This is a genomic window from Lysinibacillus sp. FJAT-14745, from assembly GCF_001275675.1.
Classification (GTDB): domain Bacteria; phylum Bacillota; class Bacilli; order Bacillales_A; family Planococcaceae; genus Lysinibacillus.
In genome coordinates, this window is sequence record NZ_LITM01000005.1 from 591,676 (window position 1) to 608,734 (window position 17,059).

Annotated in this window: 14 protein-coding genes; 8 read left to right on the forward strand and 6 right to left on the reverse strand. The window is 38.7% G+C overall.

Annotated features, from left to right (window positions below):
- Positions 1–10: 10 nt before the first annotated feature.
- The 4 genes from addA to AMS59_RS10140 all read right to left on the reverse strand — a co-directional run bounded on the left by addA (position 11) and on the right by AMS59_RS10140 (position 9,055).
- Positions 11–3,727, reverse strand: coding sequence for a helicase-exonuclease AddAB subunit AddA (gene addA, locus AMS59_RS10120; RefSeq protein ID WP_053483607.1), 3,717 nt, complete (start codon positions 3,725–3,727; stop codon positions 11–13).
- 1 nt (position 3,728) lies between these two features.
- Positions 3,729–7,238: a helicase-exonuclease AddAB subunit AddB gene (gene addB / locus AMS59_RS10125; RefSeq protein ID WP_053483608.1), complete on the reverse strand. Its 3,510-nt coding sequence runs from the start codon at positions 7,236–7,238 to the stop codon at positions 3,729–3,731.
- 624 nt (positions 7,239–7,862) lie between these two features.
- Positions 7,863–8,492, reverse strand: coding sequence for a TVP38/TMEM64 family protein (locus AMS59_RS10135; RefSeq protein ID WP_053483610.1), 630 nt, complete (start codon positions 8,490–8,492; stop codon positions 7,863–7,865).
- A gap of 11 nt (positions 8,493–8,503) precedes the next feature.
- Positions 8,504–9,055: a helix-turn-helix domain-containing protein gene (locus AMS59_RS10140; RefSeq protein WP_053483611.1), complete on the reverse strand. Its 552-nt coding sequence runs from the start codon at positions 9,053–9,055 to the stop codon at positions 8,504–8,506.
- A 124-nt stretch (positions 9,056–9,179) separates the two neighbouring features.
- Between AMS59_RS10140 and AMS59_RS10145 the strand changes: the two genes are divergently transcribed.
- A complete protein-coding gene (locus AMS59_RS10145; protein ID WP_053483612.1) occupies positions 9,180–9,911 on the forward strand; it encodes an AzlC family ABC transporter permease in 732 nt (243 codons plus the stop codon).
- On the forward strand, positions 9,908–10,234 hold the full coding sequence (locus AMS59_RS10150; protein ID WP_053483613.1) for an AzlD domain-containing protein: 327 nt from the start codon (positions 9,908–9,910) through the stop codon (positions 10,232–10,234). Before AMS59_RS10145 ends, AMS59_RS10150 begins: the two co-directional genes overlap by 4 nt.
- 57 nt (positions 10,235–10,291) lie before the next feature.
- On the opposite strand, the gene AMS59_RS10155 is transcribed toward AMS59_RS10150, so the two are convergent.
- Both AMS59_RS10155 and AMS59_RS10160 read right to left on the reverse strand, forming a co-directional pair.
- Complete coding sequence (locus AMS59_RS10155; protein ID WP_053483614.1) at positions 10,292–10,528, reverse strand: DUF2198 family protein; 237 nt, start codon at positions 10,526–10,528, stop codon at positions 10,292–10,294.
- A complete protein-coding gene (locus AMS59_RS10160) occupies positions 10,528–11,709 on the reverse strand; it encodes a PDZ domain-containing protein (RefSeq protein ID WP_053483615.1) in 1,182 nt (393 codons plus the stop codon). The genes AMS59_RS10155 and AMS59_RS10160 overlap by 1 nt, the downstream gene beginning before the upstream one ends.
- A 249-nt stretch (positions 11,710–11,958) precedes the next feature.
- Here AMS59_RS10160 and AMS59_RS10165 point away from each other — a divergent pair, with 249 nt between their 5' ends.
- From AMS59_RS10165 to AMS59_RS10185, 6 genes are all read left to right on the forward strand, one after another.
- Positions 11,959–12,669, forward strand: a complete 711-nt coding sequence (locus AMS59_RS10165) for a hypothetical protein (protein WP_053483616.1) — start codon at positions 11,959–11,961, stop codon at positions 12,667–12,669.
- 365 nt (positions 12,670–13,034) lie between these two features.
- Positions 13,035–13,292, forward strand: a complete 258-nt coding sequence (locus AMS59_RS26205; protein WP_234007722.1) for a hypothetical protein — start codon at positions 13,035–13,037, stop codon at positions 13,290–13,292.
- A gap of 6 nt (positions 13,293–13,298) precedes the next feature.
- Positions 13,299–13,748 (forward strand): GNAT family N-acetyltransferase, encoded by a 450-nt coding sequence (locus tag AMS59_RS26210; protein WP_234007723.1) that lies wholly within the window; start codon positions 13,299–13,301, stop codon positions 13,746–13,748.
- Positions 13,749–14,133: 385 nt separating this feature from the next.
- Positions 14,134–14,922 carry a putative protein N(5)-glutamine methyltransferase gene (locus tag AMS59_RS10175; RefSeq protein ID WP_053483648.1) on the forward strand — a complete coding sequence of 263 codons (789 nt, stop codon included), beginning with the start codon at positions 14,134–14,136 and terminating at the stop codon, positions 14,920–14,922.
- Between the two features lie 275 nt (positions 14,923–15,197).
- Positions 15,198–15,746 (forward strand): GNAT family N-acetyltransferase, encoded by a 549-nt coding sequence (locus tag AMS59_RS10180; RefSeq protein ID WP_053483617.1) that lies wholly within the window; start codon positions 15,198–15,200, stop codon positions 15,744–15,746.
- A 360-nt stretch (positions 15,747–16,106) separates the two neighbouring features.
- Positions 16,107–16,961: an IS30 family transposase gene (locus AMS59_RS10185; protein WP_053483618.1), complete on the forward strand. Its 855-nt coding sequence runs from the start codon at positions 16,107–16,109 to the stop codon at positions 16,959–16,961.
- Positions 16,962–17,059: the final 98 nt, after the last annotated feature.

A 17,059-nucleotide genomic window follows, 5' to 3' on the forward strand; every position in this document is an offset into this window, starting at 1 on the left:
CCGTGTTCACTTATGCTTGTATAGCCCGTTCAATATCAAATAAATATAGAACCTTATCACTCACTTTAATTTGAAGGATAGATTCAATCGCCTCACTATAAACTCTCAGCTGAACACCATATCGGTCTAAAAGTTCCTTCGTTAGCGCTGGTTCCTCAGCAAAATGTGATTGGATACGATCTGTCTTATAATCAAGCAAAATCCATTCACCATTTTCATCCTCAAATAAGCAATCAATAATTCCTTGTACAATTTGAGCGTCGCCATCTTCATCTACTCTACTAATCGTAAATGGCAGTTCTCTTCGGATTGTTTTTGCTTTTTTAAAGCGTTGTCCAATATCTGTTGTAAAGAAATTATATATTTTTTTCCATGGAACAACCTTGCCCTCAGCCTCGGTCAGAAGCTGCCTTGTAACTAAATGAGCGACAAACTCCTTAACTTCCTGTACATCCGTAAAGCCGTTTTGAGGTACATGCTGCATAACTGTATGGACAGCTGTTCCTATTTCTGCACCTGTCATCTGTTTGTCCTGTAAAAAGGTTGGACGGGGCGCAATAGTTGTCGTTTTTTGCTTGGAAGGTGCTGAAAAGTAATATTCAGGCTCCTCCTGTCGCTGTAGATTTTCTAAACGCTTAATTTCACTAACAGATGTTTTGGAACGTTTTTGTGTTGATTGTTGAAATGCATACTGTGCTTGAAAGCGCATCGTAATTTCCGACAGTAAAGATTCATCCTCTGGCGTTTCTAGCAATGGCTGTATCTCATCCTCTAACGCCTGTATGTCATACGCAAAATGGCTTGTATCAACAGCTCGTACCCACCAATGTGATACATCCTCAGATGCCTTATAGGAGGAAGAAGCCATTGTTGCAAAATCTGCATGTCTAGCAACTGCAGGTCCAAGCCAATCAAAGTAGCTATTAGCTCTCGCGCGTAAATACTCCTGTAGTGGGGCATCCACCGGTAAACTTTGAGCATCCTGCCAGTTATCGAGCGTTTTACTCCAATTTTTCACGGAGCCTACTAAAATAAGTCGCTCCTTCGCACGTGTCATTGCTACGTATAATACACGCATTTCCTCAGCACGCATTTCAAGCTCCTTTTTCTCCTTCAGCGCTAAAAATGGTAGAGATGTATACGTAATACGGTTTTCTGGATCAATTGCCTTCACTGCAAGGCCAAAATCTTGATCGAATAAATATGGATTGTGGAAATCCATTTTATTAAACGGTCTCCCCATCCCTGCAACAAAGACAACAGGGTATTCCAAACCTTTTGAAGAGTGGATAGTTACAAGTCGGACAACATCATCCTTTTCTCCAATCGATTTCGCTGTTCCTAAATCATCCCCACGCGTACGCATACGATCAATAAAACGTAAAAAACGAAATAGTCCTCGAAAGGCTGTTTTCTCATACATTAAAGCACGGTCATGTAAAATGCGTAAGTTGGCCTGACGCTGCTTACCATTCGGCATCGCCCCAACCATCTCATAATAATGCGTGTCTAAATAAATTTTCCAAATTAAATCTGACAGTGAAGCACGTCGCGCTAAATCTCGCCAGTTTTCAAATGCTAGCATAAACCGTTGAAGCTTCACAAAGGTGTTAGACTGCACACCATGCCCGTCACTGCGAATAAATTGCCTTAATGCATCATAGAATGGCGCTTTTGTATCTGCTAGCCGTATTTTCGCTAGTTCATTTTCTGTTAAACCAACAAATGGAGCACGTAGCACTGAGGCTAACGGAATATCCTGATAGGGATTATCGACAACTTTTAGTACATTCAGTATAATCATGACTTCAAGCGCATCAAAATACCCTTTGGAGGACTCCGCATAGAGAGGGATTCCCGCAAGCTTAAATTCCTCTACTAAGTCTGTTGACCATGTCATTGAACGCATTAAAATCACAATATCACTATATTTTAATGGACGTTCTGACTTCGTTTTTGTATCGAATACGGTTGTCCCATCCTCCATCATCTGCCGAATACGGTCAATGATAAAACGTGCCTCATACTGTGATTTTTTTAATTCCTCTATTTCCGAGGCGTCGCTTGCACTATCTTCTACCTCTTCGTCCAGCGCCTCTTCCTCTGGAGGATGCATGATGACTAGCTCTACCGGAACTTCTTTATCATCATACGGTGCTGCTGGCTTTAGTGAAGCATTTTCATCATAAAGAATTTCTCCAACACGCTCACCCATAATTTGTGCAAATACATAATTTGTAGCGTGCAACACTTCTTTTCGACTACGGAAGTTAGCGTTTAAATCGATACTCATTCCCGTCAAATCTGGGGTTTCTAGAAACTCACTATACTTACGCATAAAAAGCTTTGGTTCTGCTAAACGGAAACGATATATACTTTGTTTTACATCCCCAACCATAAAAAGATTTCCATCTTGCTCACTACCTGTTTTCACAAGCTGCAATATTGTTTCTTGAAGCATATTTGTATCTTGGTATTCATCAACAAGCACTTCTTTAAAACGTTGCTTTAAATCTAGTGCAACAGGTGAAGGCTGTAATTCACCTTCGACTTCTACAGTTAAAATTTGCAATGCGAAATGCTCTAAATCCGAGAAATCAATAATTCCTCGTTCTAATTTTGCCATGCGGAACTGTTCACTAAAAACATTTGTCAATTCGACTAATGTTCCGATTGTCGGACCCATTAATCGTATTTCTTCAAGTAAGCGTGCAGGTGTCCGAACGAAATAAGTTTCTTTAAGCTTGTTCACAATTTTTTTAGCTGCCTCGCGTTTTTTCTTGGCAAGCTCCTGCAGCTCCACATCCACTAAAGCATCCTTTGATACACGCTTTAACGTTGACCATTTCACCGTACCAAAATAATCAAAGAGTTCCTGCCACGTTCCTTCACGACTAATGCGAATGCCTTCCTGAATCATGGCAAAGTCCATTTCTGCGGTTTCAGCATATGGTGCAGGTCCCTCGGGCTGTAGTGTAATGGCACGCATTTCAGAAATTAAAACGAATGCCTCATCAAGACTATGCTTGACTGTTAATTTCACATATTTCGACAGCTCTAAATCATCAATGGTCACGTCCGTTGCTAAGTCATATGTCCTTGGTAGACTACGAAGCCATTTTTGAGGCTCTGCATGAACACGGGACGTATCATAAAGCTTGCTTATTAATGTTTCAATAGCCTGATCATCACGATCCGATGTAAAGCTATCAACAAGACGGTAGATTGCTTGAACATGAGCTTCATCCTCAGAATCGTAAGCATCTTCTAATACTTCTGCTAATATATCGTCCCTTAACAAAGCAACCTCCGCTTCATTCGCTATACGAAAGCCTGGGTCAATATCTAACATATAGGCATACTGTTTAACAATGGCTAAACAGAAGGAATGCAGCGTTGAAATTTGTGCTTTATTGACAAGGCTTAGCTGACGTCGTAAATGGTTGGAAGTTGGATTTTCTGCAATAGCCTTTTCAAGTGCCTCCGCCATACGGTGACGCATCTCAGCAGCAGATGCATTGGTAAATGTTACGACAAGTAACTCGTCGACATTGATGGGATTCTCTGTCGCTACTACCTTTTCAATCATGCGATTAATGAGAACAGCCGTTTTACCGGAGCCTGCCGCAGCCGATACAAGTGTATCCTGACCGCTTGCATAGATTGCCTTCCACTGGTCGTCAGTCCACGTCACTTCCGCTGGCTTTTCGGGTATTTTTTGTACCAACTTACTTCATCTCCTTCCGAATTATCTCAACGATATCATTCGGTTTTGCTTGCTGTAACTGACGGTAGCTTTGCTTGCCATCAGATGGGTCAAATTGACAAACAGCTGTAAATTGACAATAGTCACAGGCTGTTTTTGATTTCAGTTTATACGGACTAATAGAGGTATCCCCTGCTAAAATTCCGTTACCAGCCTCTTGATGCTTGCGCCGTACAAAATGCTGTAGATTTTTCATATCATTTACAGGTACGATCCGTGACTGAGATTCTGACGGTGTCCCATCTTTCTTCATATAGACAGGAATAATTTTTGAATGCCCACTCGATTCCTCTAATTGCTCGTCCATCGATAAAATGGCCTCTGCATTTTCGGATAAAAGACCTTTCATTTTGTATTGTTTTAAACGGTCTTCCTCAATTTCGCTGTCGCTTAAATCCTTATCAAGCTTTAGCATTGGATTGTGGACATGTACATAAAGAACCCCGGCTGGTTCCGCTTCACCTGGTAGCCAGTAAGAAGCATTTTCCATCGCCACATCTAAATACGTTAGGACCTGTAGAGACAATCCATGGTAAACCTCATTCAAATCTAAATCACGAGCTGATGATTTATAATCGACGATCCGTAAATAAGAGCGGTCATCAATAGAAGCACTATCCACCCTATCAATACGACCTCGCATAAACATTTTCTGACCACCTGTTAAATCAATTTCAAGTGGAGGTAGCTGTTCATTTTGCCCCGGTCCAAATGATGCCTCAATGGCAATTGGTTTAAAGTGAGATACATTCGCATGCTGTGTAAGTGCCGTCATTGTTCGCTCGACAATACGAATAAGCTTACGTTGAATGTAGCGATAACGTGCACTTGACAGTAAGATTTGATGTGAAAATACCGGCACAATTTGCTCAACGGCTTGGCGTGCTAATTGTTTAATTTGCTGCTTTGTTAAACGTATCCATGATAGTTGCAGACGGTGTGTCTCTTCAGTTATCCATTTCAATGCCTCATGGAATAAATCGCCCATTGCAAATGTTTCTAGTCTGTACTCTGCACGTTCTTCTAGATGAAGCCCGTACGTCGTAAAATGCGAAAACGGACAACGGAAATATTTCTCAATACGAGACACACTAGATGTTAGCTTTTGGCCATATAATTCCTGAGTGATGTAGTTTTCTAATGGCTCTGCCTCATTTTTATGCGTAATTGGATGTAAAACTCGTTCATAAATAAGTGCCCAATAAGGGTCCTGTTGATAAAATTTCTGTAAAGCAAGCCACTCTGGCGCAAGCTCTCGGCTATGTTCAGCTTGGCGTTTTTGCACCATTAAATGTGCTAAAGCTGTACGTGGATGGCGTATATACGGTAAAGCACTTTCATCCAGTAATTCAATTGGATCAATGACGACTCGCTCAACTTTGACACCACTCAAAAGGCCAGCCGTTTTATCATTGCCGATTATTTTCTTTATATAGAGTGAGGACAATAGCGCCTTACCCTCTTCGTCCGCCGTTGGATAGGACATATATAATTTATCGGAAGGCGTCGTTAAAGCACGATATAGCAAGAAATTTTCCTGCAGTAAACGATTTTTAGATGTTGGCGCAAGCTCATAACCAATTTGATTAAACCATTCACGTTCGGTATCTGATAGCAATCCCTCATAATCCATACGAGTTGGATAGACTCCATCATTCATCCCTAAAACAAAAGCGACTTTTATATTCGATAAACGAGCTAAATCAACTGTCGCTACCATGACCTCATCTAATGTAGGCGGGATACGCGAAAATTCTAATGTATCAAAGCCCTCATCTAAAATTTTTGCCGCTTCCTCCACGGACATCTCCTGCTCACCAAACATATAAACAAACTGATCGAGCACTGCAATCCATTCTTTCCACGCTTGATCATGCTCACTGGCAGCTAATGCATCCCCTCGATCAAGTTCACGGTCTTTCATTGCTTGAAGTTTTTCATAAACATTTAAACTCTCAATCAACTCAAATAAAGCAGTCGCTACATCTCTACCTGTTGTCGCCACTCCCAGCTTGTCCTGTAATGATTTAAGCGGCTGACGAATTTCGTCGCGAATGGCCTCGATTTCTGCCTGCATAGCTCGTTCTTCGTCTGTTTGCACGCGTGAATGGAATTCAAGTCCACGATACTTTTTGAAAAACCATCGAGCTTCCTCAAACCAGCGCTCACCAAAGACGCCCTGTGCTAAACAGTAGTTTTCTAAACGATCCGCACGCTCTCGCCAAACATTTAATTCAGCATGTAACGGGAAAAATAGATCTGTTTTTACACTACGAAAAACCGGTTCATATTTCCAATTAGAAGTAATAACCTCTAAAGCAGATCGACTAAGTTCAATTAAAGGATGATGCAGCATCGTCTTTTTCGTATTTGTAAAAATAGGAATTTCATATTGCTGGAAAATTGTTGAAATGAGCGGGTCATAGACTTCTGCTTGTCTATAAAGAAGTACTATATCTTGATAACGATACCCCTTCTCTCTTGTCAGCTTTGTTATTTCCCGGGCAATGGCGTGTATCTCTGCACGTCGATTTGATGCTTCTAGCACCATTACATCACCTGATGTTTCTTTCGTTTGAGGCACCATATCAGCAAATCTAGCTTCCATATGTTGTAAATCGATAGATTGAAAACGATGCGTATTGTAGAAGTGCAATGGTGCTTCAACTTCAATACCTTCTTCATTTGCAATATCGTGTAAACGTTGGTTCGTTGAAGCGGCTTCATGGAATAGAGACTGCTCATCATAAACTTCGTCGATATGATCAAAGGGAAGAACTACCGTTACCTGTTTTGTCACCTTCAATAACTCTTTTACAAGCTCTAATTCTCTTACAGTAAATGCTGTAAACCCATCTATATAAATGGACGCCTGCTTCATCGTCTCAGAGTATTTTAGTTGCTCGGTTAAAATCGGATAATACCCCTCACTATCGACATATGTCGTGCCAAGTCGTTCCTCCAAAGCTTGTAAAACTACTTGTAAATCATTCGTCTTCGCTTGCAATGTATTAGGCGCATCAATGGCCTGCAAAGATGCCGTTACTTCAGCTAACACTGAACTGTTTACGCTATAACGACTAAACTCTCGTAATAGCGTTTCAATTTCCTCCGTAAAGCCTCGTTTCCCAGCTGCTTGTCGAAATAACGAAAACTCACTTTTTTGTTCCTCTAAAAGTTTGCGGATAAGCATTCGATAGCCATAGCCATTTACTTCTTTTCGAGCAATACCACCCGTTTCCTGTAATACTAGCCATGCTAACCGTTTAAATGTCATGACCTGCGCACGGATTAAGCCTTGCAAGCCATGCTTATTCGTAAGCTCATACTCCGTTGAATAAGACATTTGGTCAGGCACAATTACAAAAATTGGATGACCTAACGGATCTGATTTTAGTTGCTCGACAATCTCTTGATGAATAAACGTTGATTTACCCGTCCCTGAACGTCCTGATACAATACGCAATGTCATGTACTTTTCTCCTCCTGTTAATAATAATCTATATCAATTTTGCCTCGGCTTAATTGCGTCCGGAACACCTGATCACTTTGCTGGTCTACCTGAGCAGGTTTCCTTTGACCCGATCACTTTTCCAGTCTACCTGAGCAGTTTTCTATTGGACCCGATCACTTTGCCAGTCTACCTGAGCAGTTTTCTCCTTGACCCGATCACTTTTCGATTCCACCTGAGCAGTTTTCACTTGAACCCGATCACTTTGCAACCCTACCTGAGCAGTTTTCGCTTGGACCCGATCACTTTTCGACCCTACCTGAGCAGTTTTCACTTGAACCCGATCACTTTTCGATTCCACCTGAGCAGTTTTCACTTGAACCCGATCACTTTTCGACCCCACCTGAGCAGTTTTCTCCTTGACCCGATCACTTCGCCAGTCTACCTGAGCAGTTTTCACTTGGACCTGATCACTTTGATGGTTCCCCCGAGCGTTTTGCTGTACTAACTGTGCATTTTAATATTTTATCTAAGCGCTGCTCCACGTTACTCGAGCATTGCATTGCCTTACCTTTATGAATGAAGATAAAAAACCCCTTCTCTCATTTTACATGATAAAAGGGGTAAGATGTGCATATTCAACTTTCAACGTTGATGATTTTTCGTCAATTTTCGCGCATGTTTTAAGTCTTTCTCTACACGTGCATTTAATCGTTTCTCCATAAACTTGCCAACCCACCAAAGCAAGACAATCGCAACAGCCGCAATAGTCAGTTTTACAGGGCTTGTTAGGAGCGACTTTAAATCGTAACCAAGGAAGCTCATTCCTAAAATCATAACGAACTTTCCAGCCAATAACACCACAAAATAATACTTTTTATGAATATGAGATAGCCCCGCTACAATGTTTACAACGACTGAGGGTGTAAAAGGAAAACAAAGTAACACGAACAGAGGACTAATACCATTCATATCTACCCATTTAATTAGCTTCTCTACTTTTTTACTGCCCGTTACAAATCTAAGCTTTGGATGCTTGCCAAAATGTCGGACAAGTAAAAATACTGCATATGAACCAGCTACAGATCCTAGCCAGGATAATAAAAAACCTAACCATAAACCAAATGCGCTCGCATTTGCGACAACGAACACGACCAAAGGTAAAAATGGAAAAAACGCCTCTATAAACGTTAAAAATAAACCAATGATCGGGCCAAGCGTTCGATATTGTGCCGCAATATGCTCAATATTTTCTACAGTAAACCATTCATTCAAAATCGACACCTCTATTTATATTGCAAAATTAAATGTAAAATCGTTAACTTTTCCGAAGTATTTTTATACTCATGTGGCTGATGTCCTGAGAATACTAGTGTATCCCCTTCTTCTAGTAATTCATGCATCTCCCCAGCAGAAATAATGGCCTGCCCTTGGATTACAGTCACAGTTTCCTCTACCCCTTCTGTGTGGGCTTCACTTCTACTGAAAGCACCAGGCTCCATTTCAACCCTATAGAGTTCCCAGCCACGATCTGGATTATAAGGAATAATGGAGTACACACGATATCGCCCCTCATCTTCATCTACACGTGGCGCATCCTTACTACTATATTTCATGTAGTGTGCTGTCGGTGATTGTAATAACGAAGAAAATGAAGTGCGCATTCCCGCAGCAATTTTCCAAATCGTTGATACTGTAGGATTTGCTTCCCCTTTTTCAATTTGTGCAAGTTGCGCTTTACTTACCCCTGTAGCTTTGGCAACATCGTCTAAGCTTAAATGACGTTGTTGGCGGATTTTCTTTAATTGAAATGCTAAATTTCGACTCATTTGCTCCATTTTTATTCACCAATTTCTATTGTTTATTTTAACAGACAAATGTATACTTTAATAAACAATAAGAACTATCAGACTATTCCATCATTAGTATACATGGAAACTTTTAAGAAAGGACGATCTTTTTATGACAAGTACAACAGATTTTCAGAATGAAACAACAAACACGCCAGATGATAGCTTTTTACAAGGCGTTAAAGATTGTGTTCCCACTTTACTCGGTTATATTAGCATAGGACTCGCTTTCGGTGTTGTAGGTTCCGCTTCAGGATTATCTGTACTCGAAATTGCGCTTTTAACTATACTCATCTATGCAGGCTCCGCACAATTTATCTTTTGTGCACTTCTTTTAACAAATACCCCTGCTTCTGCTATTATTGTAACCATTTTTGTTGTAAATCTACGCCATCTATTAATGAGTTTAACAGTAGCTCCTCATTTTACACACTATTCTATACTAAGAAATGTTGGTTTCGGCACATTATTGACGGACGAAACATTTGGTGTAGCTGTTACAAAGCAAATGCAAACCGGTAAGCTACATGGCAAATGGATGGATGGGCTGAATATAACGGCTTACTCATTTTGGATTCTTTCTTGTGTAGCTGGCGCATATTTAGGTCAATGGGTAGCAAACCCTGAAAAATGGGGCTTAGATTTCGCATTGATTGCTATGTTTGTGGCACTTCTTGTTCTCCAGCTTAGCAGTGTAGGTAAAAGTAAAATCATACATTATCTTATGTTAATCGGCTATATGGTTGTCATTATGTATGGTCTTTCTTATATTGTACCTTCGCATGTAGCTGTTCTTCTTTCAACAGTTATTGTAGCAACTATTGGGGTGGTGACAGATAAATGACGACAACTGCTACTATGGTATGGCTCATCATTGGCTGTGCACTTGTAACCTGGCTACCACGTGTTATTCCTTTTATATTCGTCCGAAATGTGCAGCTACCAGAGGTTGTATTAAAATGGCTAAGCTTTATCCCAGTTTGTATTTTAAGTGCTCTTGTCATCGAAAACTTATTGGATACAGACAACGGAAAAATTGTTACACTCAATTGGCCTGTATTTATTACATTTGTGCCAACACTTATGATTGCACTTGTTACCAAAAGCTTATCTATTACAGTTGTAGCAGGGGTTATCATTATGGCAGCCGTAAGATTTTTCATGTGAAAAGGTCAGTCTTAAAAGTGAGAAAGCTATCACTTTGGACTGACCTTTTATATTCATTTAAACAGTATCTTTGTTTTTTTTCATTTTACTTGCTAGCCAAAAGCCCACTGTTAACGAAAAGGCATCGATTACGAATAGAACAGGTGGCGAAGTATGACCTGCATAGACAGAGGCCGCAATAAGCGCAATTGCCAATATTAATGCAACATACCGATTAAACGTAATTCTAGTAAACAATAATACGAGTAATGCTGGTAAAAATAACGCTAACATCATTTTCCCGAAAACATCCATCATATATCCCTCGGCTCAGCTAGTAATAATCCTATACGATAATGATCATTGCTATATATAACATGCTGTGTTAAGCGTATTTCATTGTTACGATCTACTACTTCTAGACGACAATGAGCAGCATTTAATTGCAAAGCCTCATATAAATCATTTTCAGTAAAAATGGCTTGACCGTTTACTTTGCGAATACATTCCCCTGCCAGTAAGCCCATTTTTTCAGCTGGTGAATCAGGTAAGACTGCCGCAATAATAGCGCCCTTTGAACTTGGTGCTACCGCATAAATGTCCGTTTTATCTTGCAGTGCATAGAAGATTGAAATAATGATACGAATCACTACACCAATTGCCAACATGATAAAGCCAATGAACGGCTCCAAGGCTGCTGCGAGTCCACCAATTAAAATTAACTGCCCAAGTATTAGCACGGATCGGCCGATTTTAGCCAATCTCAAAGCCGGTAATTCTTTTCTAGTAAGCTTTGAAAAGCCTATAACAAGTGGAAATAGTACGAGTGCAAAGGTACTCTCTCCTAATGTAAATTGTGGCCAATATGGAAAATCAACCGGAATAACATTACCAGGTATTACAAAGAAAATTGGCAATACCCATACATTTCTTGAACGATAGACAATTGCCTGCATACCTCGCTTCGTCTTTTCAACTCGCGGTGTCGTTACCTTCATTGCTGTTCGACGAATTAATATGCCCTCAGCAATTACACATAGACCTGCTAAAATCGTAATCGTTACAATGGAACCATTTAATAAATTTACACCTTCTAAAGAGATTTTCCACCAAGAAAATGTCCAATTGTAATGGTACATCAACCACATTGCAAGTGTTGCAAGCCCCATCGTATAAATAGGTGAAAGTGCATTAATGAAGAACAATACTAGTGCCAACACAGAAATAGCGATTAAAATCATTAAAAAAACTTTAGGCACTGTTAAACCTAAACCAACACTTATTAGTGAAATGAGGAGGGCATTTAGCCAACCATATTTCCATTGACCAATTAGCTCTGTCCAACCCCAAATAATACGTCTATTAAAAAACTTACGCTCCTGCTTTACACGACTATAACCTAATAAAACCGCAAATAAAATTGCGATATACATTAATGGGTTGATTAAAAAGCGGCCAATCGCTGTTACAATTTCTATTAATATATCACTAACCATACGAACACCCGCCGTTTCTATCTTGAATACTATGATTTCATTGTATCAAACGACTACACTCTTGCGTAGTACAATCTAGTAGAAAGCTTTCTATTCTTATTTTTTTATCGTATTCAGCAGATATCACAGATTTTAATTTAAAACATTGCACGTGTGTCGATTACCATCCCTGAAAAATAAATCTGAATATTCTCGTTTTAGTCGTAACTTAAATTTGTGATAAGTGTCTAATAACTAGGAGGTGTTATGTTGAAAGTTCTTAAAAATATGATATTTATTTCTGTATTTGCTTTGTTGATATCTTCTTGCAGTAACTTCACTTTTCTTAAAGGGTGTCCTGATGCAGAAATTGAATGGGTGGATGTGCTGATGATTAATGATATAAAGTACGAGCATCATTTTCCAGAGCCTGCAAATGAAGATCTTCCTATAACGATTGAAAAAGGTAAAGAACTTGGTAAAGTGACATATAAAATGGCTGACAGTGCATGTAGTAATCACAAGATGCAAAATGGCGATGCGGCATATTTAAAAGAAGGAACAATTATTTCTGAAATAAAAGGATATCCAACTTCCTTGATTATTGCTGCAAATGATGATGTTTATGTAGCCAGCACAAATAAAAAGGCAAAAACAGCAGGAGAACTTTACCCTATGGATAAGTTGGTGAAAAATATCTATTTTGAAAGCACTGAAGATGGAAAGAGAATTCACACATTCTCACAATCTTCTAAAGCTACATTCCTAGCCGCATTTTATGAATTAAAATTAGAAGATGTACAGTCATTAATTGATGAAGGTAAGCTAGAAGGTACACGTATATTTTTGGAGATTGAACTTAAAAATGGTGTTTCATTTAGGCAGCTTTATTGGAGCGATTCTAATACATTCCATTTTGGAGCAATTGGCAACGATAAGATAAAGGAAGTTATTAACTATGAAGTATCAAATAGTAATTGAAGAAGTAGCTATTTTTAATATTGTGCTATCAAAGACGTTTCGGAAGAAGGAAATTAATGAAAAGTGGATAATTTTATCAGGCGTGTTGATTAGGAAAAAATGAGTTTATTAATGAGCGATAAAAGGATTTTTCCGTTACCACTTTGCTAATATATTTCCATTTTAACTGATTGTAGCGTAGGGCTACTCGACTCCCGCGGGAAAGCGAGACAGACGAGACCCTGCACGGAGCGAAGCGGAGGAAGCGGCTCGACGCTCGCCCGCAGGAAAGCGAGTAGCCCGTAGCGGAAATCAGCCTCTTGGATGTATAAAAATGGTTAATCAACACACCTGTAATTTTATAAATATAATGAGGTGAAAAATTCGTGGATAAACTGCTTCAACACTTACAAAGAGTTGGCGTAAATTACTTAAAAAGTGATAGTGTAATTATTTTAGAAATTTTAGAGAATAGACTTCATCTTGCTTCTGAAATAGATGTGCTTATAAATGAACTTTTAGATAAATTACAAAGTAGTAAACTGAAAGAAGTTAGGTTTGAGTGTCCTAAAATTCTTTTAGATAGCTTAAATTGTACTAGGACTAAAATGGAAATAATCGGTGAAAGGGTTATATATAAGTGATCTTTAATGACACCATTAAATGTTTCAATACCTGAATTTGAAATATGGTCATTTTCTGAGAATAACTCTATCTTATTTTTATCTGAAGTGATGGGTACAAGTTTCATTGCTGCAGAGAAGTTTTTAACTGGCATGAGTACCGAACTCCCGTCACAAGTAAAGGAAATGTTTACAGTTTATAAAATTAACAATGAACCTGTTGGTGTAGTTTTTCCTCATATAGAACCAAATACAGATAATGAAGGACGCATTTTTTGGATAGGCATGCATCCTAATTTTCTGGGGACAGGGTTGGGAAAGAACTTACATTCACTAGGATTATACAGATTGAAAAATGAATTTAAAGCTATGTCTTATTTAGGGATGACTCAAGTTGATAATATTCCAATGAGAAATATAATGGCTTCAAACGGATGCATTCAAAATAAAAATACAGTAATTTCTTTACAATATTAAGAACCCCTGATATAAAAAAGCAAAAATCGTAACAATAATACACGAATATCCCACACTTATTTTACTAAACAAATAAATTCATTCCTAAATAGGTTCTCGTGAGACTAAAAGAGGTTCACCTTCCAAGGGAGGCACCGACTTATTGAAACGGAAGAATTGAGACATAGAAGGTATTTTGATATCAGAAGTGTTGATGATTAATTGAAATGGATTAGTTGGAACGCCGTATGCTATGAAAGTCGCGCGTACGGTGTGGACAGGGGGAAAAGCTGGCGATAATTTCAAAGGCTTACCTATCTGTATGAAGAAGGATATTTATATTATTTCTAGAATAAAAAGATAAATAGCTGTGATAAAGAAAGCGGTGAGATTAATAGCGCAGAAAATCAATTTATTTTTAGATAATAAAACTGAAAGAAGCATAATCAACAGACTGCAGAGTGAGGGTTGTGTCTTCGCTGAAGAAGAAACACAGTTACTTATCTCTGAGGCAAGAAGTATAGAGGATTTAATGAAAATGGTAGAACAACGAGTAAATGGTTTACCACTTGAATACGTACTTGGGTTTACGAAGTTTTGTGGGCTACGAATAGAAGTAGAACGAGGAGTTTTTATACCACGTCGACGTACGGAGTTTCTAGTTCAGCAAGCAAAAGTTTTAATCCGCCCATATGATATTGTTTTGGATTTATGCTGCGGGTCTGGTGCTATTGGTGCTGCAATTGCAAGCGACCTTAAAAAGATTTTATTACACTCTGTTGATATTGACCCCGTTGCTGTACGATGTACTTCCCGTAACATAACTAAGATTGGTGGTCACGTTTATCAAGGTGACTTATATGAAGCATTATCCGATTCATTGAGAGGTCGAGTGAACATCATAGTGGCTAACGCACCTTACGTTCCTACTGATTCAATAAAACTGCTTCCCCAAGAAGCACGTTTATATGAACCAAAAGTTGCGCTTGATGGTGGGTCTGATGGACTAGAACTTCAGAGAAAGGTAGCAGAAAAGGCTTCTGACTGGCTTGTTCCTGGAGGACATCTATTGATAGAGACGAGTGAAATTCAGGCTACTCAAACTTCAGAAATTTTTGCTAATGTTGGCCTAATTACCAAAATAGCTAGGGATGATAAATTAGATGCAACAGTTGTTATTGGAATAAATCCTTAAACTACCGATGACACGTAAATTTGAAATTAACCTCAAATCCTTGTTCAACTAAAGGGGTGCTTTACTTAAAGATCATTGAGTTGCCTAGGCAGCTCTTTTTTTCTTATTGAACTCCCATGAAAGAACTTAATCATCTTTCATTTTCTATGGTGAAGTGCTTATTTTTGCGCTTCATAGATAGCTAACAGAGTAGTTTGTTGAATAAGAAGGAGAAAATTTCCTTATATCGAATATACTATATAATAATAGGAAGTATTTCTAGATGAGGTGTTCGATTGAATAAGATAAGAACTGAAACAGAAAGATTAGTTATTCGATTAATAGAAGAGGGCGATTATTCTTCTTGGCTTACTCAATATGAAAATCGTTTACCTTCTCAACATAAATACGATGAAGGTAAATTAGATATGAGCATCTGTACGAAAGAATGGTTTCGAGATTTAGTTACTAAACATCATCAGATGGCTGAGGATGACAAGGTATATGTATTTGGAGTGTTTAGAGAAGTAGATAATACTCATATTGGCTTTATAGACTTTTCGACAATTATGAGGGAAGAATTTCAATGGGCCAGGTTCGGATATACAATTCATAACCACTTTTGGAGACAAGGTTATGGTAAAGAGGCTGTAAAAGCAGCCATTGATCTAGCGTTTGAAAAATTAAATTATCATCGAATAGAAGCTCACATAAACGTTGATAATATAGCATCTATAAAGTTAGCAGAAGGTGTTGGAATGGTTTATGAATGCACGAGGAAAGGATTCATATACGAGGACGACCAATGGACTGATCATCTAGTTTACTTTATAAACGCAAAGTAAGCTTATTAAGTAGACAAGAACGATGATGTCTTGATATTTTGCTCCTTCGTCTATGACTTTTACGATAAAACTCCTCATTTCTCAACCTTCTACTAGATAGTTGGCAGGAACCGTAACCATTTTCATAGTATTATTTGGGTTAACTTACTAAAAATTCACAAATGGGAATTGTAAAATCAGATTAGACACTTGATATAAAAATACATCAAATCGGAAAAATCGTGTATTATTGGAGTTCCTACACAACCAATATACAAAGGAGATCTTTCGATTTGATGCAAACCAAGCGTAACATAAAAGAAACCAAGACTTACTGAAATTCAACGTGGAAAGTTAGAGGCTTACATAGATGAAGGGAATTTGTCGAAAGCTGAGATTGCACGTAAATTAGGTGTTTGTCGCGCCAATAAATATAACGAAATCAAGCGTGGAACTACCACTCAAGTGAAGATAGTAAATGGTAAACGAATCTATACGACAAAGTACTTCGCTGCAACCGGTCAAGCGATTACTGAACGAAACGTTGCTCGTTCTCGTAACTCCTTGAAAGTGAAGCGAGTATCGGCTTTTCTAGAATACGCCGATCAATTAATGAAGGAAACGAAGTGGTCTCCAGACGTCGTTATTGGTCGTACGCTGCTTGATGACAAGTTTCGTCGCGAAGAAATGGTTTGCGCAAAAACTCTTTATGCATATATAGATCTTGGGTTATTGAAAACTAGAAATTCAGACTTAGTTTCCAAGACATCGCGTAAAACAAAGGCAGTACCTAAGGGTAGAAAAAATAAAAAATGCTTAGGTGAAAGTATTGAAAAACGCCCACAGCACATTGAAACACGAGAAGAATTTGGTCATTTTGAAATCGATTCAGTGATCGGCAGAAAAGACAAAGAAGACGATGTTTTATTAACACTGATTGAACGGAAAACGCGTCGAGAGTTTATTTTCAAAATGGACGGTAAGGATGCGGATTCTGTGAACTATGCGGTTGAAACTATCCTAAAGAATTTTGGGGAGTTAGCACCTAAATTATTCAAATCCATTACGGCAGATAATGGGAGTGAGTTTTCAGAGCTTGCAGAAAAGTTCCAAAAGTTGATGGGAATTTACTTCACACATCCCTTCTCATCATGGGAGCGAGGAACATATACGGACATGGATGTATCAAAAAAAGTGGCTAACTTGATATTGCAATTTACGAAAAATCACAAATAAAAAAGCCGAGGAATAAATCCCCGACTTTTTCAGGTGCCTAGCGACGTCCTACTCTCACAGGGGGAAGCCCCCAACTACCATCGGCGCTAAAGAGCTTA